This is a genomic window from Geomicrobium halophilum (assembly GCF_014207655.1).
GTDB classification, from domain to species: Bacteria; Bacillota; Bacilli; order Bacillales; family Marinococcaceae; genus Geomicrobium; species Geomicrobium halophilum.
The window spans coordinates 157,795-179,068 of sequence record NZ_JACHHJ010000002.1 but is presented as its reverse complement, the minus strand read 5'-3'; the positions used below and the strand labels follow the sequence as shown (position 1 = coordinate 179,068).

Annotated in this window: 28 protein-coding genes and 2 pseudogenes; 8 read left to right on the top strand and 22 right to left on the bottom strand. The window is 42.3% G+C overall.

What is annotated here, in order from left to right:
- Window positions 1-3: 3 nt before the first annotated feature.
- From HNR44_RS08840 to HNR44_RS08815, 6 genes are all read right to left on the bottom strand, one after another.
- The gene (locus HNR44_RS08840) at window positions 4-744 is read right to left on the bottom strand and encodes a DnaD domain-containing protein (RefSeq protein WP_184403780.1); all 741 of its coding nucleotides are present in this window, start codon (window positions 742-744) and stop codon (window positions 4-6) included.
- A 164-nt stretch (window positions 745-908) separates the two neighbouring features.
- On the bottom strand, window positions 909-1,058 hold the full coding sequence (locus HNR44_RS08835) for a hypothetical protein (protein WP_184403779.1): 150 nt from the start codon (window positions 1,056-1,058) through the stop codon (window positions 909-911).
- Window positions 1,059-1,136: 78 nt separating this feature from the next.
- The gene (locus tag HNR44_RS08830) at window positions 1,137-1,727 is read right to left on the bottom strand and encodes a helix-turn-helix domain-containing protein (protein ID WP_184403778.1); all 591 of its coding nucleotides are present in this window, start codon (window positions 1,725-1,727) and stop codon (window positions 1,137-1,139) included.
- A gap of 51 nt (window positions 1,728-1,778) precedes the next feature.
- The gene (locus HNR44_RS08825; protein WP_184403777.1) at window positions 1,779-2,060 is read right to left on the bottom strand and encodes a helix-turn-helix domain-containing protein; all 282 of its coding nucleotides are present in this window, start codon (window positions 2,058-2,060) and stop codon (window positions 1,779-1,781) included.
- A complete protein-coding gene (locus tag HNR44_RS08820) occupies window positions 2,057-2,287 on the bottom strand; it encodes a DUF7667 family protein (protein ID WP_184403776.1) in 231 nt (76 codons plus the stop codon). The genes HNR44_RS08825 and HNR44_RS08820 overlap by 4 nt, the downstream gene beginning before the upstream one ends.
- Before the next feature lie 56 nt (window positions 2,288-2,343).
- Window positions 2,344-2,526, bottom strand: coding sequence for a helix-turn-helix transcriptional regulator (locus tag HNR44_RS08815; RefSeq protein WP_184403775.1), 183 nt, complete (start codon window positions 2,524-2,526; stop codon window positions 2,344-2,346).
- A gap of 134 nt (window positions 2,527-2,660) precedes the next feature.
- On the opposite strand from HNR44_RS08815, the gene HNR44_RS08810 reads away from it, so the two are divergent.
- The 3 genes from HNR44_RS08810 to HNR44_RS08800 all read left to right on the top strand — a co-directional run bounded on the left by HNR44_RS08810 (window position 2,661) and on the right by HNR44_RS08800 (window position 4,991).
- Window positions 2,661-3,074: a helix-turn-helix domain-containing protein gene (locus HNR44_RS08810; protein ID WP_184403774.1), complete on the top strand. Its 414-nt coding sequence runs from the start codon at window positions 2,661-2,663 to the stop codon at window positions 3,072-3,074.
- Between the two features lie 331 nt (window positions 3,075-3,405).
- The gene (locus HNR44_RS18045) at window positions 3,406-3,873 is read left to right on the top strand and encodes an ImmA/IrrE family metallo-endopeptidase (protein WP_184403773.1); all 468 of its coding nucleotides are present in this window, start codon (window positions 3,406-3,408) and stop codon (window positions 3,871-3,873) included.
- Window positions 3,870-4,991 (top strand): site-specific integrase, encoded by a 1,122-nt coding sequence (locus tag HNR44_RS08800; protein ID WP_184403772.1) that lies wholly within the window; start codon window positions 3,870-3,872, stop codon window positions 4,989-4,991. Before HNR44_RS18045 ends, HNR44_RS08800 begins: the two co-directional genes overlap by 4 nt.
- Before the next feature lie 418 nt (window positions 4,992-5,409).
- Here HNR44_RS08800 and HNR44_RS17640 read toward each other — a convergent pair whose 3' ends face one another.
- The 10 genes from HNR44_RS17640 to HNR44_RS08750 form a co-directional block, all read right to left on the bottom strand.
- Window positions 5,410-5,526 (bottom strand): group II intron maturase-specific domain-containing protein, encoded by a 117-nt coding sequence (locus tag HNR44_RS17640; protein WP_246407272.1) that lies wholly within the window; start codon window positions 5,524-5,526, stop codon window positions 5,410-5,412.
- Window positions 5,527-5,647: 121 nt separating this feature from the next.
- Window positions 5,648-5,932, bottom strand: coding sequence for a metal-sensitive transcriptional regulator (locus tag HNR44_RS08790; protein WP_184403771.1), 285 nt, complete (start codon window positions 5,930-5,932; stop codon window positions 5,648-5,650).
- A gap of 74 nt (window positions 5,933-6,006) precedes the next feature.
- On the bottom strand, window positions 6,007-6,213 hold the full coding sequence (gene copZ, locus HNR44_RS08785; protein ID WP_184403770.1) for a copper chaperone CopZ: 207 nt from the start codon (window positions 6,211-6,213) through the stop codon (window positions 6,007-6,009).
- 129 nt (window positions 6,214-6,342) lie between these two features.
- On the bottom strand, window positions 6,343-6,729 hold the full coding sequence (gene spx, locus HNR44_RS08780; protein WP_184403769.1) for a transcriptional regulator Spx: 387 nt from the start codon (window positions 6,727-6,729) through the stop codon (window positions 6,343-6,345).
- Between the two features lie 30 nt (window positions 6,730-6,759).
- Window positions 6,760-7,032: a glutaredoxin family protein gene (locus HNR44_RS08775; protein ID WP_142090517.1), complete on the bottom strand. Its 273-nt coding sequence runs from the start codon at window positions 7,030-7,032 to the stop codon at window positions 6,760-6,762.
- Window positions 7,033-7,045: 13 nt separating this feature from the next.
- A complete protein-coding gene (locus HNR44_RS08770; RefSeq protein ID WP_184403768.1) occupies window positions 7,046-7,573 on the bottom strand; it encodes a hypothetical protein in 528 nt (175 codons plus the stop codon).
- Window positions 7,554-7,715, bottom strand: coding sequence for a hypothetical protein (locus HNR44_RS08765; protein WP_160141764.1), 162 nt, complete (start codon window positions 7,713-7,715; stop codon window positions 7,554-7,556). Before HNR44_RS08765 ends, HNR44_RS08770 begins: the two co-directional genes overlap by 20 nt.
- The gene (locus tag HNR44_RS08760; RefSeq protein ID WP_142090515.1) at window positions 7,716-7,898 is read right to left on the bottom strand and encodes a hypothetical protein; all 183 of its coding nucleotides are present in this window, start codon (window positions 7,896-7,898) and stop codon (window positions 7,716-7,718) included.
- A 12-nt stretch (window positions 7,899-7,910) separates the two neighbouring features.
- Entirely contained in the window at window positions 7,911-10,328 is a 2,418-nt protein-coding gene (locus HNR44_RS08755) for a heavy metal translocating P-type ATPase (protein ID WP_184403767.1), read from the bottom strand.
- A gap of 23 nt (window positions 10,329-10,351) precedes the next feature.
- Window positions 10,352-10,750, bottom strand: a complete 399-nt coding sequence (locus tag HNR44_RS08750) for a (2Fe-2S) ferredoxin domain-containing protein (RefSeq protein ID WP_246407212.1) — start codon at window positions 10,748-10,750, stop codon at window positions 10,352-10,354.
- A gap of 250 nt (window positions 10,751-11,000) precedes the next feature.
- Here HNR44_RS08750 and HNR44_RS08745 point away from each other — a divergent pair, with 250 nt between their 5' ends.
- Complete coding sequence (locus HNR44_RS08745) at window positions 11,001-13,202, top strand: heavy metal translocating P-type ATPase (RefSeq protein ID WP_184403766.1); 2,202 nt, start codon at window positions 11,001-11,003, stop codon at window positions 13,200-13,202.
- 308 nt (window positions 13,203-13,510) lie between these two features.
- Here HNR44_RS08745 and HNR44_RS08740 read toward each other — a convergent pair whose 3' ends face one another.
- The 5 genes and pseudogenes from HNR44_RS08740 to HNR44_RS08725 form a co-directional block, all read right to left on the bottom strand.
- Entirely contained in the window at window positions 13,511-13,720 is a 210-nt protein-coding gene (locus tag HNR44_RS08740) for a hypothetical protein (RefSeq protein ID WP_184403765.1), read from the bottom strand.
- 147 nt (window positions 13,721-13,867) lie between these two features.
- A complete protein-coding gene (locus tag HNR44_RS08735; RefSeq protein WP_184403764.1) occupies window positions 13,868-14,437 on the bottom strand; it encodes a hypothetical protein in 570 nt (189 codons plus the stop codon).
- A gap of 203 nt (window positions 14,438-14,640) precedes the next feature.
- Window positions 14,641-14,787 (bottom strand): annotated as a pseudogene (locus HNR44_RS18040) (zinc transporter ZupT); the annotation flags it as partial.
- Window positions 14,788-14,819: 32 nt separating this feature from the next.
- Window positions 14,820-15,109 (bottom strand): annotated as a pseudogene (locus tag HNR44_RS18035) (ZIP family transporter); the annotation flags it as partial.
- 132 nt (window positions 15,110-15,241) lie between these two features.
- On the bottom strand, window positions 15,242-15,892 hold the full coding sequence (locus HNR44_RS08725; RefSeq protein ID WP_184403763.1) for a ferric reductase-like transmembrane domain-containing protein: 651 nt from the start codon (window positions 15,890-15,892) through the stop codon (window positions 15,242-15,244).
- A 282-nt stretch (window positions 15,893-16,174) separates the two neighbouring features.
- Here HNR44_RS08725 and HNR44_RS08720 point away from each other — a divergent pair, with 282 nt between their 5' ends.
- Window positions 16,175-16,585 carry a rhodanese-like domain-containing protein gene (locus HNR44_RS08720; RefSeq protein ID WP_246407210.1) on the top strand — a complete coding sequence of 137 codons (411 nt, stop codon included), beginning with the start codon at window positions 16,175-16,177 and terminating at the stop codon, window positions 16,583-16,585.
- 598 nt (window positions 16,586-17,183) lie between these two features.
- Window positions 17,184-18,056 (top strand): prolipoprotein diacylglyceryl transferase, encoded by an 873-nt coding sequence (gene lgt / locus HNR44_RS08715; RefSeq protein ID WP_184403762.1) that lies wholly within the window; start codon window positions 17,184-17,186, stop codon window positions 18,054-18,056.
- 306 nt (window positions 18,057-18,362) lie between these two features.
- On the opposite strand, the gene HNR44_RS08710 is transcribed toward lgt, so the two are convergent.
- Window positions 18,363-19,307: a metal ABC transporter solute-binding protein, Zn/Mn family gene (locus tag HNR44_RS08710; RefSeq protein ID WP_184403761.1), complete on the bottom strand. Its 945-nt coding sequence runs from the start codon at window positions 19,305-19,307 to the stop codon at window positions 18,363-18,365.
- Window positions 19,308-19,620: 313 nt separating this feature from the next.
- Here HNR44_RS08710 and HNR44_RS08705 point away from each other — a divergent pair, with 313 nt between their 5' ends.
- Window positions 19,621-20,394, top strand: coding sequence for a C40 family peptidase (locus HNR44_RS08705; RefSeq protein WP_184403760.1), 774 nt, complete (start codon window positions 19,621-19,623; stop codon window positions 20,392-20,394).
- 267 nt (window positions 20,395-20,661) lie between these two features.
- Window positions 20,662-20,997, top strand: a complete 336-nt coding sequence (locus HNR44_RS08700; protein ID WP_343069434.1) for a cytochrome b5 domain-containing protein — start codon at window positions 20,662-20,664, stop codon at window positions 20,995-20,997.
- The last annotated feature ends 277 nt before the right edge of the window (window positions 20,998-21,274 follow it).

Here is a 21,274-nt window from a genome sequence, read left to right as displayed (position 1 = left end):
GATTTAATCCTCCTTTTCTCGCATGCGTTGAAGCGTTTCAAAACGCTGGTCCCTATGCTTTGGGAAAGGAATCGTTTTTGACGTTTGGCTCGTTTGTGTTTCATATGCATTGATATCATCGATCGTTTTTAGGTCCTGTTGCGACCAACCCCTGAGAATGCTTTCAATGTAAGCAAAGGATCGAGCATTTTGTTTGATGCCTCTTTTCATCGCAGCAACCACAATCTCTGCGGAGAAGAACGAACACCAATCGCTAATGGATTCGGTAATCATCGGTCGCATCACGCCAAAGTTTTCTTGATAGACAACATATGGGTCTTCGGCGCGCGTCTTCGCTTCATCTTCCACTTCTTCATAACCGTTTCGTTTCTGTCTAGGTATGGTCAAGTTCTGATCAGACGTTAAGTCAAGCGTTTGGTCAGATTTTGAGTCAAGTGTTTGGTAAGAACTTAAGTCATCTGAGTTGACTAATGAAATCATTTTATAAACAGGAGCTTGATTTCTTTTACCTTTTTGATACTCGATCAAGTGGTTATTGATCAGTACCTTTCGAGCATCCACCAGCCCTTGCTTTGAAAGGCCGGTCAATCGTTCTACTGTGGAATTCGGCGCATTGAATCGTTCCTTCCAGCCAGTCATATTGTTTATGGACATCAGTGTATGCCATAAAGCAATGGCACTGGTGGGTAGATCGTTCATAAGCAGCCAATCCCTAAAGGCGTTAAGCTCCTTCATATAGTTCATGTCATCACCTATTTTCGTTTGTAGATGGCCGTTATGCCTTCACTCCCCTTGCAAACCCGTGTGAACCTATCTCTTTTTCATTAACCCCCTAACCCGTTTGAAAACCCCCTCAAATGGATTTATTGTTACATTGATCGTGCCGATATAACCTTTTGTTCTCCACCTCAATCACATTTGCAGGATCCGGAACCATATTTAGTCTCCTCATAAACGCTGATTAGATCCTGCAATTCCTTGACGTTGACCGCTACTGTCCCATGATCGGCCATCATGTCAGCATCCTCTTTGAGTTCTTGAAGTTTGCGTAGATGCATGTTTTCACCCCCAAATCGTTGTAATGATCATTGACGTGATAATCGAGCAATAAAACAGGTGTAAAATTATCCTTTCCTTCACACCGTCACCTTCTCCAATTCAATCTGGCTCATTGTCGGCATAACCACTTGATCTGCTACGCACCCACTGGTCCACATTTGATTGATTTCTCTAATATCAAGACCGATATCACGTTTTGCAGCATACATCATGCTTTTCACAGCTGGCATAAGGTCGAATTGATCGCTGATCCTCTTCTTTAATACGTCATCGATGTCTAGATCTCTGCCGGGCCTACGTTTATTGTTGGCCTTTTCAATATGATTGAGTGATTCAATGGCTGTCATCATTTGCTGACGCATGTTCCCTATTGAATCTGATAGACGCTCGCTCAATTCTGGATGCACGGGCGGGACTGCAAAAGGATGGAGTTCATACATATGAGCGATGATATCCTGACCTTCTTCCCATCCAGTTATTTCACACCATTTAAAACTAGTCTCGATTCGCGGCTCTACTTCCCCGCGTTCAATTTTTGAGATTTGCTTTTGATCTAAATGTAACTCCTTTCCTAATGCATTTTGTGATTCGATGCTAGAATCTCGGCTATTTATTCTAAAGTATCGCAACCACTTCCCGAGATTTGACTTACGATAGTACGTATTCACCTTATTTTAGCCTCCTTTAGATGTGATATATTGATAAAATATAGGTAGTTATTATGAGATGAGCTCATGGTTATTCTCGATCCATTCATAAAGACGGTCGCGTGAGATATAAATGCGGCTTTTTTCACCTTCAGCACGTGTGGCCGGAAAACCTTCGACATAGTTAGCAAGTTCTCTTACACGATTTTCAGAAACTCTGAGAATCTCTGCGGCTTCTTTAACTGTAAGCCTGCGAGGATAGGGATCATCTTGAACGGTTAGTTTGTCCAACTTTTCTTCTAATGGTTGTATGGCTTCTTGAACAGCTTTCTGGATGGTTTCTTCAATGCTCATGCTCGCCCTCCTTTCAGTTGTTCAACGCGTTCAAGAATGTCATGTTGCCATTTGTAATCGTCAGTTTCTGATGCGACATAAAACATAGCCTTTAATTTCTCATACTCCCAGAAAATACTGTTGAAATACTGTTTGCTCTCGTTAAGTTCCACCAGCTCTGCTTGAGTGAGAATTCTTTTATCAGCTTCCAGGACAAGAATAACTAAACGTTCGGCGACCGGGTTCATTTTGTTCACCTCTTTCTTAGAATGTCATTTTATGTGCATTAATTGCACAATATCCTTCAAAAAAAAAGTGTCCAATCAAAATCAAAGAAATAGCCGATTCGTTTAGCTACTGAAACACTTGGCGTTAAACCCGATTCAATCTTTGAATAATAAGATCGGTCTATCCCTACATCCAAAGCTACTTGTTCTTGAGTTAAAGAATAATGTTCTCTTAGTTGTTCCAAGGTGCGTTGTTTCAATGTTTCACCTCTTTCCTGTGCAATTTCTACACCTATTATATAGTGCAATTATTGCACAGTCAACTATCTTTGCGTGATTTTTGCACATTGTTTTAAATGTGCATTTTATTCACTTATAATAAGGAGTGTGCAATATGAACACAATGCCATTAGAAAGAAGGAAGATCGCCGTGTATGGGAAAAGACTATCTGCTTTAAGAAAAAGGAAAAAGCTATCTCAAGAAAAATTCACTGATAAATTAGGCATCAATCGTTCTACTTATTCTCGATATGAGAATGAAGAAACACAACCTGATTATGAAACACTCGAGAAAATTGCTGATTTTCACAAAGTGTCAGTGGACTACATCCTTGGAAGAACCGAGGACCCGAATGCTCAATCCTTACCAGTAGAAGGTAATAACGAAGAAGAAAAGATGTTTTTTTCCGGTGGTTACGAAAACTTAACCGAAGAAGAAAAAGAGCATCTGGAAGAAGAATTACAACGATTCCGGAAATTGAAGAAGCGGTGGGAGGAAATGCACAGGACGGGGGATGGAAAAGAGTGAAACAAAGTCAGAAGCGTTATCTTTTCTGAAGTTCAATACTAAAAGAGGATGTATATGAAAGTTACACTCACAGAGGTAGGTTAAGGTTTTTACGGAATCGTAGGATTTTTATATACCGTCTTTTCGCTTTTGGGATTTCTAATCAATCGAGGGTAGTTGATTGGCTCCCCTTTGACGAACATTCATAATGACTTTACAAAAGAAAATAAAAAAGAATGTACAGGAAAATAATAATTACAATAGATGAATTTTCCAAATTTGATTGACGTTTCAGCTCTCCACCCTTTATCATACCATTAAAGCGAACATATGTTTTAAAAGGGTGGGTAAAATGTTTCATTCTACCATTCGCCAGGTCGTTAATGAAGCCTACAAAAAAAGAAACATTTGCTCTTTGAATGATCTTTCATTAGAAACACTCAGCCGACGGTTCATGATTGATATCGATTATTCTTATTCACAAACGTCGTCTCTACAGGTTGGCCATTACAAACTAATATCCTTGAACAAGCGTATACCTTCTCATTATCAACGTTGGGATTTCTTCCATGAACTTGGTCATATTCTCCTTCATAATATTGACCAGAAAAAAGCGTTAAAGGGCGTATCATTTTTTATGGAATTGCAGGCATACAGATTTGCTTTACACGCTTCCATGCCCTACTTTCTGATCAAAAAATTCTGTGAAATAACACCGTACACATTATCCTATGTATTTAATATTCCCATCTTTTTTGCTGAAAGACGCATGGATCAGATTAAAACACACATCACCATAAAAGGGGGGGAAATTATATGAGAGGTTCCGTATACAAAACTGCTAACGGATATGGCTTTAGGATTGATTACGGTAGAGATAAGCGTGGAAAAAGGAAACAGAAACGTTATTCTGGGTATAAGACAAAGAAGTTAGCTGAAAAAGCCATGTCCAATATCCTCAATGATGTGAACGAAGGTACCTATGTTCCACCACAAAACATTACATTTGTTGATTTTCTTCAAAACTGGGTAAACGGACGCAAAAACTCACTATCTAAAGGAACAGCTAAAACTTATCAGTACCTTGTCGATATACACGTTTCAGAGTTTTTTCATACCATTAAGCTGACAGATTTAGAGGTTGAGGACTTCGACGATTTTTATAATCATTTGCTAAATGAAAAAGAGTTATCGCCCGCAACAATTCGAAAAATCCATCATTCCATCTGTAAGGCTGGATTGAACGAGGCTATAAAGAAAAAGCACCTCAAAGACAATCCATCAACTTTGGCAGATCTCCCTTCATTTGAGAAAACAAGGATTGAGATATGGGATGAGCAAGAAACACAAGAATTCTTAAAAAAAGCAAAAAAACATTATTTATATATAGCCTTCCACCTCGCTTTATCTACAGGCATGAGGCAGGGTGAAATATTGGCACTACAATGGAATCAGATTGATATGGAACGGAAAACGATATCTATTGATAAGTCGTTACGCCGAAATATGGAAATCAGCACAACTAAAACAGATGCTGGTGCCCGTCTTGTATCTATTCCAGATCAAACCGTAAACGAGTTACAAAGACATTGGAAATGGCAAAAAGAGCAGCAATTAAAATTAGGAAAAGCTTATGAAAATAAGAATTTAGTTGTTTCCACAAAGTGGGGAACCCTCATTTCTCATCGGAATTTACTTAGAGCCTATTATCAAATTAGAAAATATTTAAACGTGAAGCCCATTACATTCCATGAATTAAGGCATACACATGCAACACATTTACTAAAGTTAGGGTTCCACCCCAAAATTGTTCAAGAAAGATTAGGTCACAGTTCAATCCAAGTTACAATCGACACTTACTCGCATTTAATGCCAGGATTACAAGAAACAGCTGCACAAAAACTCGGAAACATGATATTTGATCCTCCCGATATTTAAAACCATGCAAACTCTCTCGTAGATAGCTCATAGTTGTTAGAGAGAAAATTCTTTTTTACTTTAGGCGTTATAAAGTCATATGCTCCAAAAAAATCAGTAAAGAAGTAAGTGACTGTCCCGAAAAACCCTTTTAAAGGAATATCGAGTAGGAGGCGGTGACTAACCGCCGACCTCTCACACCACCGTACATACGGTTTCGTATACGGTGGTTTCATTTAGGTCCAACGCGGTTTGATATCGTTTGAATAGACTCTTGAGCCCTTGTTTGACCCAGTGCTGGTCACCGAGGGCTCTATGCAAGATTGGGCTTTGGGCAACTCGCCAATAAGCCTTTCTTATGTTTGCCCATTCCCACGCTTTTCCTGCTTTGACCCCTAATTTCTTAAGTTTCTTATCCTTCGTTTTTACTTTCTTCCATTCATTCCACTCTTCGGATCCAACTATCCAGATCCTTGAATATGGAAGGTGTTTCGGCCAACTGATAGTAGCCGAGCCAGCCTACAAGATATCGATTTGGCTTTTCGATGCTATCCATCATATTCATCGATTTTCTTCGGGACGTTAGCTCCCGAATGCGTTGCTTGAAGCGTTTGATACTTTCTTAGGCCATCCGCCAGGCGCTAATTCTTATTCAACTTAAGCGCCTCGTCGTACATTCACATTAACCGCTTCATGACATCCATTAATTCATCAATCATCTCCTCCTTGTTGCCTTCTTGGATGGCATTGGCGACACAGTGGTTTGTATGATCTTCCATTAACGAAACACTTACCTTTTTCATGGCTGATTGAATCGCCGAGATTTGATGGAGAATATCCACGCAATACTTATCCTCATCAATCATCTTTTGCACCCCACGCACTTGACCTTCAATGCGTTTCAAACGATTGAGTAATTCTTGTTTGTTTGGCTGAACCGTTCTTTTTTCTTGTGCTGTCATACGTGTTACCTCCTTTCATTGATTGGTTAAAGGGACCGTGCACTTACGCGCGCGATCCCTCCACTTTTTAGGATTTAGGCTACATCATATCCCTGATCTTCAATCTCTTCTGTAATTTTTTCAAGATCTACCTTGTTCGGATCAAAGGTGACACCTACTTTTCCTTCACTCAAATGAACCTGCACATTATCTACGCCATTTAGGCTGCCGACATTACCTTCAATGGAGTTTACACAATGGCCACAAGACATCCCTTGTACGTTTAATGTCATTTCCTTCATGATTTCTTTGCTCCTTTCGTATCCTTTGTATAGCTTGTATAGCTAAATAACTTTTGGCACGTGTTTGCAATTGCTTCTCCCAATTTCGTGTAGGATCTTGCATGATATCATTTATTCTAACGTCATTGCCTACACATATATCCCCTCCTTTAATTGGTTCCGAACAGATCGTGGGAGAAAGCGACGAATCTCCTCATCATGATAGCCGGTCAGCAACTGCTTATCATCCATAATAATCGGTCGTTTTAAAAGCGTTGGATGTTTACAAATGATGTGGAAGAGCGTATGCAAAGATAAATCTTCCATATCGATCGCCAATCTGGCAAAAGCTTTCGATTGTCTCGAAATCACATCATCGATGCCATTCTCCGTCAATGAAAAAATGTGTTTGACCTCATCTATGGTCAGTTTCGTTTTCGTGATATCTATTTCACGAAAGGGAAGCCGATGTTCTCGTAACCATTCCTTTGTTTTCCGGCATGACAAACAACTTGACGATGTATACACGGTAATCATGTGCTGATCCACTCCTATTTTACGGTAAAATCACATCTTTTGAATCAACGATTTTATCTCAGATGCATTGCGTTCAAATCCAGTAAAGACTAGTGGTCTTTTCATTTTTCCCAGCAGTGACTTTTTGGTGAAAACAAAACCCGGTACAACTTTCGATCCGGTTTGTTTTTTTAAGGCATCTTCTTTCTCGGCTGCTTTGCTTACGTCATACTCCGTGTATAGCACATTTTGTTCGTCCAAGTACGCTTTACTTTCTTTGCAGTCGGAACAAAGTGGATGCGTATATAGCTCGAGTTCATACATACTAATCCTCCTCTCATTCCTCCACTTGAATGATAAATGCAAACGTGATAAGACCGTCATCTTCATACTTGAACTCTGCCCATACCTTATACAGCCCTGGGTGATCAATATGGGTTTCAAAATTGGTTCCATTGTCCGAAGTCGGATGGACATGAATAAATGTCTCCGCGTCCTCATCAAGAATGACCACGTGTCCCAGGGCCCCCAAATAGGGTTCCGGATCTTCACCATGCAAATAAAAGTCTAGCGTCGTAGGACCGTTGGTGCTCAAACCTTCGGTTTCCAAGGTGGCCGTCTTCCCATCGATACCTTGAGTCCGATCTTCACTCGCTGAGAGGGAAACCAAGGGACTGGGCTGATCCTCTTCGCCTACCTGAAAGTCATTCGGTTGGACAACATTGTTTCGCTTCTTCGGAGCAATATCGACAAAAGCTTGGTAACTGCCACCCTCAAGTTCTTTCGACGCCACATAGACCCCGTTTTCCACGCGTTTCGGGTGGAGGTGAATGAAGGATTCCAGATCATTGGAGACGATGATCAAATGCATCTCTTTTTCGTGGTTTTTCCAATTCAGGTACTGTTCCGTACACATCCTCCAATTGAACGCGAACCTCACCATCGTTATAAAAAACGTTGGTATGGATTTCAGATTCTCCTTCCATGTTGTCATACTGATGATCCATTTATTCGCCCTCCTCGTTTTGTGCGGAAGAAGCTTCATGGCTTTCAATTCTTTCTTCACCACTTCCGTGATCTTCATGCATATCATTGCTCTCTAACGGATTCTCACCCGTGATGGCCGTGTAGCTGCCAATAACAACCGCCACATACAAGACCCCCACGAGCGCCCAGTGTTTTACTTTCATGTTCTTTCCTCCTTATCGGCTTAACTTCAAACGTTGCAAACGCAAGGCATTCAATACAACGGATACCGAACTGAAGGCCATCGCTGCCCCGGCCACCCATGGAGCAAGTAGACCGGCTGCGGCAATCGGGATGGATGCCGTATTGTAAAAGAAGGCAAAAAATAGGTTCTGCTTAATGTTGCGAAACGTTTTTGTACTGAGCTGCACGCTATCAGCCACACTGTGCAAGTCGCCGCGCATAAGCGTAATATCGGCGGATTCAATCGCCACATCTGTCCCTGTTCCGATCGCCATCCCAATATCGGCGACCGCGAGTGCCGGTGCATCGTTAATGCCATCGCCAACCATGGCAACTTTTTTGCCTTGGTCTTGGATCTTTTTAATTTCTTCGGCTTTTTGTTCCGGAACCACTTCTGCAATCACACGGTCAATTCCGACTTGCTTGCCGATCGCTTCGGCCGTTTGCTGATTGTCTCCCGTCAGCATAGCCACTTCTAAGCCGAGGTCATGCATCCGTTGAATCGCTGCTTTGGACGTTTCTTTCACCGTATCGGCAACGGCAATCATCCCGGCATACTTGCCGTCAATGGCAATGAGCATCGCTGTCTTTCCTTCCTTCTCAAAAGCGGACATCTCATCACTAGCCGATCCGATCGGTACGGATGATGTTTGCATGAGTTTGCGTGTCCCGACAAGGACTTCGTCTCCGTCGACAAAGGCACGCACTCCAAATCCTGGCAACGCTTCGAAACCTTCGCTCTCTCGCAACGAAATTCCTTTTTCTTCAATGCCTTTGACCATCGCTTCTGCGAGGGGGTGCTCCGAGTTTTTCTCTACGGCACCGACGATGGCAAGCACCGATTCCTCATTGAAATCAGGGGCTACTTTGACATTGGTCAATGCAGGTTCTCCCTTTGTCACTGTGCCCGTCTTGTCAAGTACGATCGTTTGGAGCCCACGTGTGTTTTCCAAGTGCTCACCGCCCTTAAAGAGCACACCATTCTCAGCAGAGCGACCCGTACCTGCCATAATGGATGTTGGTGTTGCTAATCCAAGCGCACAGGGGCAAGCGATGACAAGGATTGTAATGAGGGGAACTAACGCTGAACGCAAGTCCCCGGGATTAATCACAAAATACCAAACAAGAAATGTTGCAATGGCAATCAAGACAACGACAGGCACAAAAATCCCTGACACTTTATCAACCGTCCGTTGGACATTTGCCTTACTTCCTTGCGCTTCTTCTACAACTTTCACAATTTGGGAAAGCGCCGTATCTTTCCCGACTTTCGTCGCTTCGACTTTGAGAAGTCCATTTTTGTTGATCGTTGACCCGATGACCTCGTCTCCTGGTTTCTTGTCAATCGGAATACTTTCACCAGTGATCATCGATTCGTCCATGGCCGATTGCCCTTCATAAATCTTTCCGTCCACCGGCACTTTCTCTCCGGGACGCACCATAACCGTGTCTCCCACAAGCACTTCTTCAATCGCGACTTCCATTTCCTCGCCATTACGAATGATGTGTGCCGTTTTGGCTTGCATTCCGAGCAACTTTTCAATCGCTTTGCTGGTGCGTCCTTTGGCACGTACTTCAAACAGTTTCCCGAGGACCACGAGCGTAATGATCACAGCTGCCGTCTCAAAGTAAAGCTCCGGCATCCCTTGTTGGCCGGTGGCGTACCATTCCCAACCCAAGAAGATACTGTAGAAAAAGGCCGCCGTCGTCCCAAGCGCAATCAATACATCCATGTTTGCACTTTTGTTTTTCAAGGCTTTGTAGGAACCACTGTAAAACTGGGCGCCAACGAAGAACTGTACGGGGGCCGCAAGCGCTAGCTGCACCCATGGATTCATGAGCATATCCGGCAAATAGAGAAACGACATAAACTCAAAGTGAGCCACCATCGTCCAAAGCAGTGGCAACGTTAATATCGCCGCAAAAACAAATTTACCGGTTTGCTTGCGTATTTCGTTGTCTTTTCTACTCACCGTTTCGTCCCGCGACTTTTGTGGTTTAAGGGTATACCCTAATTTGCGAATCCCTTCCATCATGTCTCCGACGGATAATTGGCCTTCATCATATTCAACGGAAGCATTCTCCATGGCAAAGTTGACCGTTGCCGAAGAGACCCCTTCCATTTTTGATAGCTTTTTTTCAATTTTTGTCGCACAAGCCGCACAGGTCATGCCCGAAATATCAAAGGTTTGATTTTCATGAATGACTTCATACCCAAGTTTATCAATTTTCGCTTCAAAATCTTGAACATCCGTCTGATCGGGATCATAAACAACATTGGTTTTTTCCATCGCAAAATTCACATTTGCTTCGCTGACCCCGTCGATTTTGGCAAGACCTTTCTCAATTTTTGTGGCACAAGCCGCGCAGGTCATGCCCGCGATTTGCAGGGATGCTTCTTTTTGTTCCACTTGTTTTCATCTCCTTCTCCTCGTTAGAAAAGCTCTGATCGAAATCCTTTGCGTGCGTATGAATAAAGAAGAGATTGTTTCAACGGATGGTGGGTACCGATGCTTTCCACGAGTGCTTTTCCGAGCGTAGGTGTCATGGCACGGTACCAATACCCCTGAGGGTATAAAACAACAATGGGACCGTACTTGCATTGACCATTACACAACGTTTTTGTCGTGTGGATCGTATCCGTTAAGTTTTGATCGCGGATGTCTTTTCGTATCGCCTTGGTGACTGTTTCAGCACCGTTACGGATGCAAGATTTCCCATTGCACAGTAGAAGATGGTGACCAACGCCATGTAAATCCATCCACTCCCTCCTTCCTTCTGTTAAGGCGAATGAAACAATATACAAATCGTGATAATCAGTTTCTGAATTCAATATACCATACCCCCATTAGGTATGTAAATAATAAAAATCATTTTTTCCATGAAAACAAACGTTTATCTTCAAACCATCCCGTCTTTGTTAGCTTTAGAAGTCTATATAAATGGAGATTTATTCTATAGCTCCATCGAAGCACTAGTTATAAAAATCTTGCCAATGGTGGATTCTAATACTTACCGGATGAAAAAATCATGTTTTATATATACCTTACCTGGGTATTATATGCTTATAAGGAGGAGATACAATGTCCAATAAAGATCATCACGACCATGAACATCACCATCACAAAGACAATGGCCATCATGCTCATCACGAGAATGGTCATCAAACCCATGATCATGACGACTCACATAGCAAACATAATCATCATGACCATGAACATCACCACCATGAACACCGTGAACAAGACGATCATGCTCATCACAGCGGCCATGGTGACCACTCCGGCCATGAACACCATGGGCATGGCGGGCATTCCGGACATGACCATCATGGGCATGGTGATCATGGAGATATGATGGCCGATTTTAGGAAGCGATTTTTCGTCACAGTTATTCTGGCTATACCTATTGTTATTTTGTCCGATATGATCCAGATGTTTTTCAACTATACCGTCGCATTTCCCGGCGATACGGCTGTTGAGCTCATCTTAGCCTCCATCGTCTTCTTCTACGGCGGTTGGCCTTTCTTAACGGGTCTTGTAAATGAGATCAAAGATAAATCCCCGGGGATGATGACCCTCATCAGCCTTGCCATCACCGTTGCGTATGTCTACAGTGCCGCCACGGTTTTCGGCCTTGAAGGGATGGATTTCTTCTGGGAACTAGCGACACTGATTGCCATCATGTTGCTTGGGCACTGGATCGAGATGAAATCCGTCATGAAAGCTTCCGATTCGCTTGAATCCCTAGTAGAACTGATGCCCCAGGAAGCGAATAAACTGGATGACGACAATCAGATTGTTTCTGTCTCCGTATCTGAGCTTAAAAAGGGAGACCGACTTCTTATTAAACCGGGCGAAAAAATACCGGCGGATGGACACATTTTAAATGGAAAATCCTCCATCAATGAATCGATGCTTACCGGGGAGTCCGAGCCGGTTGAAAAAGGCGAAGGGGACGAGGTCATCGGCGGAGCCATCAATACCTCCGGATCCTTAACCATTGAAGTCTCCAAAACGAGCGACGAAGGGTATCTCTCGCAAGTGGTGCAACTGGTCAAAGAGGCACAAGAAAGCAAATCAAAAACACAGATGCTTTCGGATCGCGCCGCAAAACTGCTGTTTTACGTTGCTGTCGTTGCCGGAATAGCGACCTTCAGCACTTGGATGGCACTTGGTGTAGATACAAATTTCGCAGTCACTCGGATGGTAACCGTGCTTATCATTGCCTGTCCGCACGCCCTCGGTCTTGCGGTTCCGTTAGTAACCGCCCGTTCCACGGGGATTTCCGCACAAAAAGGGTTATTTATCCGGAACCGCATCGGTTTTGAAAGCGCCAGAAGGATAGACACGATGATTTTTGATAAGACCGGAACACTAACGCACGGGGAGTTCGGTGTAACGGAAATTCTCCCGGAAGACAACGTATCCGAAGAGGAGTTGCTAAGATTGGCGGCATCATTGGAGTCTCAATCGGAGCACCCAATCGCTGCCGGCATTGTAGCAAAAGGAAAAGAAGAGAATATTGACATTCCCCAACCGAAGGACTTTGATTCGATGACTGGAGCGGGCATTACTGGAAATGTTGACGGTAAGGTTATTTCGATCGTCAGCCCAGGGTATCTGCAAAGAGAAGGGATCAGCTATGACGAAGAACGTCTATCAAAGCTTTCGGAAACAGGCAAGACTGTTGTTTTTGTCCTTCAGGAGCAAACATTGCTCGGTGCGATTGCCTTAGCTGATACCGTGAAAGAATCCGCAAAAGAAGCCGTTGAACGCTTGCATCAAATGGGAATCGATACCGTGATGCTAACCGGAGACAACGAGAAAGTGGCCCAGGAAGTGGCCAAACAGATTGGTATCGATCAAGTCATTGCCGAAGTTCTCCCGCATGAAAAAGCGGAAATGGTGAAGGAATTAAAGAAAGACGGAAAACGTGTCGGTATGACTGGGGATGGCATTAATGATGCGCCTGCGCTTGCAAATGCCGATCTCGGCGTTGCTGTTGGAGCCGGAACGGACGTCGCCATGGAGACTGCCGATGTTGTGCTCGTCAATAGCGACCCCCTCGATGTCGTTTCCATTGTCGATCTATCAAAGATCACTTACCGCAAGATGATTCAAAACCTTTGGTGGGCCGCAGGCTATAACATTGTGGCGATTCCACTCGCAGCAGGTGTGCTTGCTACATGGGGTTTTCTCCTTGAACCAGCCTTAGGTGCGGTCCTCATGTCACTGAGTACCGTCATCGTAGCGATCAATGCCCAGACGCTCAAAATGAAGTAAATACTTTTGGGGCTCTATATTAAGCAATGGAGTGAAATCGATTTACAGATTTTAAAGCGAGAACACCCACTCCTAAAGAAGTGGGTGTTCTCGCTTTTTCTAGGTGTATTTTTGACAAATATATGTTCGTATGGTAAATAAATTCATCAGAAACAAGGTTACACATAATCAGGCGCTTTCCTTTAATCTAGGATTGCGCCCTTTTGTGCTATGCATGAGCTGATTCTGATTTTCAATCATAGGGCTTCAGTTAAGTCTGGCTATTTTTTCTTCAGCAGAGAGCACCCACCATGACTTTCAATCTCCAGTTAATCTGATCCGCTATTGGAAGACATGAAATCCTGACAAGCATTCATCATCTTTTCACCCTCTGGGGAATTCATAGCATCCATCATCATTCCATTCATCATGCCGCCTTCACTATGATCTCCAGATGCCCATGTAATACCGATCGGGGTTGCTACCAATACAGCAGCAATAGCAAGTGATGGAATGAGTAAGAACTTTTTGTGTTTCATGCGGAATCCCTCCTCTTTCATCATCGTACTCAACACAAATCATAACAAATAAATATGGAGAATCTTTGAAGACCCCATGAAAAAGTGTATGGCTCGTGCTGAGGAGGTTTTGTTAGATTGTATTGGGGTCAGTTTTGCTGGATGTCCTTACTCGATCATATGATGGTTTTCCTCGTGTTGCGAAGATGGCTGATTCTCCATACTTGAAAAGGGGAAGGTCCAGAATGTGAGTAGCATTAACATACACGTTGCAACGAGCAGGACATAGTCATATTTTTGAACGAATGTGGAAAATGTTTCCTGAAGGACGTGGCGAATACAAAACATCGTTGTACCCATTAGCAATAATAAGCTGATCAATAGGAGGGCTGCCCCTTCTGAAATCGTGAGCATTTCTACAACCATTGCTCCCATCATACCTGCCATGATCCCAGAAAAAAGCCCTTCAATACTCGCTACTACATGTAAGCGTATACCGAGAATAAATCCGGTGATTCCAGCAAGGATTATGCTGAACAAGGTCGAATATAGCAAATGTCCATGAAGAACGATTCCGATGGAAAAACCTAATGACAAGCCAAATACCATGGCCAAAGCCATGGTCATCATCATATTGACCATGAGGCTACCCTTATATCTGCTAAAAAAATAAGTGAAACAAATTAAGCCCAGGTGTATGGATAAGAAACCAATAATATACACATACCCCGTAATCATATCATCGTACTCCTTGTCCTTTATCACTATTTTATGGCTGTAATATCAACATATGATCAACAACAACAAAAAAATGCTTTAGGGGGGTAGTGTATATTAACATAAAATAGGAAATCTGCTTCACAAACATGAATAAGTCAATTAGGCTGGCTGAAAAGTGCACGCTATAAATCACATAATCATAAAGCAGCTTTTTTCCTCTTTCAGAAAAGCAACTGCAAGCGAAATGCCATGACAGCCATACCGAGTACGAATCCATAAATCGAAGAATGTTCTTTATTATATTTTTTAGCCGCAGGAATGAACCCATCCAATGAGATAAAAACCATAATCCCGGCAACGGAAGCAAATTTTTTGATCTGGCTGATTGGGGATATTGATTCATCTCTTCTACTTTTTTCACTTCATGGGGGTTGCCTTGATAAGGAACTAACTTGTCGATCAACGCCACCAGCAACATACCGGCAAAGAACCCACCCACTGTCAGCCAACTTCCGATCTCCTCCCCTATAGCGCTTGTTAAGGAGTCCTGCGCTTCAAAAAAATCTTCACGAAAGATACGTAAATCATGACCCCCGCCGAGAAGCCCAGTACCCAAGAAAGAAATTTCGTATTGGTTGTCGATGTGAAAAATGCAATCAGGCTACCCAATCCTGTTGCAAGCCCAGCGATCTACGTCAATCCAAGGGCAAACCACACATCTTGTTCCACTGCACATCACTCTATTTTGTTGAGAATTTATAACTCGTATCTCTATGTAAAAGCTTTTGTATCATTTCAATGGAGATTGTCATTTATTTAGGTTTAAAACCAGCTAATTTTTTTATTCCTCTCCGAAAGGACTTTAATAAAACCAAGGGTATGTGCAGCCCACACGATAACAATTAAAAATAGAAATGGAATTCGAGCAAAATTTGGTAACGGGATGTGAAAGAACAAGAAATAAACCGTGTGTAGAACCACCAAAATATAATATATGTGCACACGCTGTTGGAGGTATTTCCAACCCTCACGACCAAGCACTTTTATACTCTTTTTATTCGAGGTCAAGAAAAGTGCAAATAAATAAACCAAGGCCACTATGCCAATAAGGTTACCGATGGCAAAGCCTGGATCAAGATCATAACTATTTGTCGTGGGATTAAAGACAAGGAATAGCCTTATGAAGTCCCACATAATCCAACCGTCAAAAATAATGTAAACATGAGCAAAAGCCGTTATGGCCACCCAAATTCCCAACTGTTTCCTCCAGTGCAGCAATAATTTCATGCTGTTACTGAACTTTGAAGAGGATCCAAGAAGGAGAATCGCTACGATGTAAAGAACAGATATGTCGGCAAAAGCACGGTTCCAGGCATGCATCGGATCCCATTCTCTTCTTAAAAAGAGAAAGAAAGCCATAAGTGCCACGGTTATAAAGAGCAAGGCAATATGTTTTTTGATCGCTCGGCTCATTTCTTTTCTTTCATTCCTTTCCATACGCATTTTTATCAGTATAGAAAAAATGTATGAAAAAACTATGGAGATCTGGAACACCGGGCAGCTTTTTCATCAAAACGATCCCGGGGTATCTTTCATAAGAATACTTCATGATTTCTTCACTTTTTTCACCTACACTAGAACTATGAGGAATGATAAAAGGAGATAAACAAAATGACTCCTCAGTAAGGGCATACATTGAATGTTCAAGGGTCAATAACTTCATCATCTGGATACTTATACAGGGGGGGGAAGCAATTGCGGGGTAAATATATCATGCCCATTGTTTTGACGGTAATAACTTTAGTGTTTTTTCTAACGTTTAACCCATTTACGGTTGAACCTGAAGCCGAGGAAGCAGGGGAGTGGGTAGAGATTAACCAAAACGAGGTGAGTGCAAAGATTGGTGAGGAAAACGTTGAATTGGTTGACTTGCGTGAAAAAGAGCTTTACGACGAAGGACATATCCCCGGGGCGATTCATATTCCGTACGATGAATTTCAACAACGTTATAACGAATTGAGCGATGACAACCGTATCATCTTAATTTGCCACACAGGGAGCATGGGGGTTGATAGTGCGGACTTTCTTGTTAATCAAGGATTTGATGATGTCGCAAATTTTGGTGGAGGAATGGCCGTTTGGGAAGGGCCACTGGAAACAAATTAAAGACTAGACTAGTACAACGTTTCATAAGTTTTTTCCCATCAAAATTTCTAGGAAGATCTAGGCGAATTGGCCCGATTGGTAAAACAGCGCAAAGACAAGTGTACGGAGGCGTCTTGCGTTATGATTTCGGGGGAGCGTCTATTTTTATATCGTATAAAGCCGTCCTGCGTTTTGGTTGCAGCGATCGTAGAATTATAGACCGCTTTGTCAGTGAAGGCGCCCCACTTTTACCTTTTTTCGAAGTCCGAGAATGGTCGGAACGAATTTCTGAAACACGCCACTAGCTATTGCCCATCCTGATTTATTTTGCAAACGTGTAAAATTCCATGGCCGCCGTTTGATGACCATTGATATGATGGTATGATTTTGTGATCTTATATTGCGTGTAATATAGGGTCACATTTTTGTGACAAAGGGAGTTCATCATTATTTATCCACATTTTTGTCTTAACGTAAGTCGTAGTTTTAAAGGAGTTTGTAAATACCTTAATGCTATTACGCAGGTAAAACCATCTATTTGGGAAAGAAAATTCTCATAAAACTTATTGTCAAGGTCAGGGAATTTTTTACATCAAATGCCTAGAAATGAGTGAAAAAAATGCTGCTTTCTAATGTACAACCATTAAACCCCGTTGCCTTTGAAATCTTCGGCTGGCCGATATATTGGTATGGCGTTATTATCATTCTTGGTGCCTTACTAGGGTACGTATTAGCCAACCGTGAAGCCATACGTCGTGGGCTTCCAAAAGACTTTTTCGCGGACTTACTCATCTGGGCAGTTCCAGTTGCACTGATTTTTGCAAGGATGTATTATGTCATCTTCAACTTGGATTATTATTTGGAAAACCCAGGACAAATAATTGCAATCTGGGAAGGTGGCCTTGCGATCCACGGTGGGCTAGTGGGTGGCGTTCTTACTGGGTATGTATTTGCAAAAATTCGAGGCTATTCCTTTTGGAAAGTTGCAGATATTGCAGCTCCGAGTATTTTACTTGGGCAAGCCATTGGGCGCTGGGGCAATTTTATAAACCAAGAGGCTCATGGCGGAGAGGTATCGAGACAATTTCTTGAAAACCTTATGCTTCCGGATTGGATTATCAATCAAATGTTCATTGATGGCAGCTACTATCATCCAACTTTTCTATATGAATCCATTTGGAGTTTCATCGGGGTTGGGATTCTTCTTTATTTACGAAGAGTCAACATGAGGCGTGGTGAGCTTTTTCTCACGTACGTTATTTGGTACTCATTTGGTCGTTTCTTCATTGAAGGATTACGTACGGACAGTTTAATGATCTTTGACCTCCTGCGTGCGGCACAAGTCATTTCCATTGTTTTAATTGTCGGTGGTGTCATCACTATCATTTATCGAAGAAAAACAGGCTTATCTAGGATCAGGTATTTATCCGATGATCCACCGAAGAAAAAGAACAAGAAAAAGAATAGGAAAAAAAATAAGAATAAGAAATGAGAAGAGGTACGAATGAAGACAAATAGCCAAGGAACCGCAACAATGCTGGTTTTTTGGCTGTTTTTTTGTCAAAAGTTATAGGGGAAATCAGCCCATTTTTTACTTCCCCTAAAATTTTTTCATCTCTTCCTAATGGCAGGTATTTTTTTGCTGAAACATTCTTCAAACCCGGATCTATCAAGCACTTCTTATTTCTTTTCCCAAAATTGAGGACCCGGTGCACCTTGAATTGGAAAGAAACCTTCTTCTCAGATACACTGGAAAAGGCAAGGACCTTTCCAAATAAAGCATCCTCCAAGCGCTACTCTACTCATTTAACGCCGTCTGCAACGTCTCAATATTTTTTCCCATTATGCTGAAATAGTCTTCATTATTCTCCATGTCTTCTTCGGAAATGGATTCCAAGTTTCGAAGCACCAGGCTTTCTGCTCCGATTTCCTCCTGAATCACTTCGGTGACGGAACTGCTCACGTTATTTTCAAAAACGACGTAGCCGATATCCTCTTCTTCCGCGATTTCGACGATTTCGGCAAGCTCTGATTGGGAAGGCTCTTCATTAGGGGAAAGACCGAGAACGCTCAATTGTTCTAATCCATAACGATCTTCCCAGTAGCCATAAGCAGCATGGGAGACAATCAACTCATCACGATCGGCCTCTGCAAACGTCGATTCCAACGTTTGATCGAGCGTTTCCAAATCATCACGTAGCGCTTCATAGTTTTCCGTAAAATAAGCTTCCTGTTCCGGCCGCAACTCGATAAGTGTATGTTTAATATTCTCCGCAACGTCTATACTACGGACCGGATCCAAAAAAATATGCGGGTCGCCATCCTCATGTTCAGCCTCGTGATCTTGTTCATGGTCATGATCATCATCATGGTCATGGTCGTTGCCAATTAGTTCAATGCCTTCGCCCGCAGGGACCATAGCCACACCCTCATCAGCGAGCATATCTTCGGCTGTTTCAACAAAGCCTTCCATACCTACGCCGGAATAGATAAAGGCATCGCTTTCCGCGAGTTGGATCAACTCATTAGCTGTCGGCTCAAAGGAATGCGCGTCTGCGTTCGGCGGGTAGATGGTTTCGGCATTGACTTCGCTGCCGCCGATTTTGGACGTAAAGTCCTCCAAAGCGAAAACCGTCGTGTGAATCTGTAAAGGATCCTCCTCCCTTTCGTTACCCGAGCTTTCCCCTTGGCAACCGGCAAGTGCTATGCCGGAAATGATGATCATCATACATGATTTCCGCATCCAAATAAACATCCTTTCAAATAGTAATTATTACGATTTAAGATTAGAGAAACACATTGATCCTGTCAAGGTCTTTTTAAAATCTTCCTTTAATCTAGGGTGATCAACTACTTTCATAGAGAAGCAGCAAGGGCTCAGTTTATGGATATTCCAAAAACTTTACGCGCGTGATCGGGATGATGGCGCTATATCTACTGAAAATATTATGAAGGGTGATACTAAATTGTAATCATACAGTAATAGTATACTCATAGTTTCTCCATATTTTCTTGTTATTTTAATTTAGGAATACAAAAATAGGGAGGAATTTTAAATGAACATGAGAAAACTATTTTTATCTTCATCACTCGTGACAGTTGTTATGTTTGCACCGATGTGGAGTGAAAGTGTCTCCGCATACGCTGAGCCAGACGAGGATGATCATAGCGAACAAGATTATTACACAGAGGAAAACATGGGCGCTTCACAAAACTATCTCCTAAGAGATGACCAAGGTAGTGAAGTGGAGCAATTACAGTCTGAGTTAAGTAATCAAGGGTACGCTGTTCAAGTCGATGGAACGTTTGGTTCTGAAACAGAAAATGCTGTTAAAGAGTATCAAAGCGATCAAGGCCTTGTTGTAGATGGAATAGCCGGCCCAAATACATATCAGGCATTAGAACCAGACACTTCAAGTAATGGTGATCCGTCAAATGAAGATTCAGAAAACCAAGATCCTGCTTCTTCAGATTCAGATATTGCTGCAACAGCTGAGAGTGTACTGGGAACGCCTTATCAATGGGGCGGCACAACGCCTGATGGATTTGATAGCAGCGGCTTTATCAATTATGTGTTTGATCAAAATGGCATCGATGTCTCTCGAACTCATGCAGAGATGTGGGAGAACGATGGGGAACACGTAACGTCTATGAGCATTGGGGATGTTGTGTTTTTCGAGGGAACGTATGATACGACAGGAGCTTCACACAGTGGCATATATATCGGGGATAACCAAATGATTCACGCAGGGAGTGAAGGCGTTGTTCAGGCAGACATCACCAGTGATTATTGGCAAGACCACATCATCGGAACCAAAACCATGCAATAATTCCTCACAAAAATTAGCTGTTGCTATGATGTACTCATAACAACGATTGTTGAATAATCCTTTTTATTACATTGTAACCTATCAGTGCTTATTCAAACTATTAGGGAGAGATACAGTTTCTTATGTCTATCACTTATAAATATAAAATCCCATTTGAATTAAAGCTGACAAATCTATGAAATGTCTATTTAGGACCAAATTCGAAATGTTATATTATGTGTATGGAGAAACCATTAGTATCTATTTAACTTAAGGAGTAGGTATTCTGTGAATAAATTATTCATGATTCTTGGCAGCTCAGTCATGCTACTTGCTGCTTGCGGCGGAGAAGAAGCAACGGATGAAGGAGATGAAGCTGAAGGAGATCAAGAGTTTACATTGGAAGAACTTGGAGAATATGATGGGCAAGATGGAAACGATGCCTATGTAGCGGTTGATGGAGTCGTTTACGACGTTACAGATGTTGCAGAATGGGAAGGTGGAGAACACGCCCCCGCTGGTGGATTAGAGGCTGGTGGTGACCACACAGAAGAAATTGAAGAAGCTCCACATGGGACTGATGTATTAGAAGACTTACCAACTGTTGGCACACTTGAAGAATAATAAGAATTAGTTGCGAAGTTTAACCCTTTGGATAAGATGATTCCAAAGGGTATTTTTTAGGGAATGTTCCGCAATTACGCCCTTTGTATTATGAGTTCAACCAGAAATGACTGGTTAAACTCATAATACGAACGAAGCGAGAATGACTGTTCAAGAAGATAAGCGCGATTGCGGAATAAGGCATTTTTAGAAACATCTTTATTGTCACTAATTTAGATTGCGATATTTAGGATTTAATCAAAAGCAAACAACTATTTTTTGAGCGAGCCGCATTATT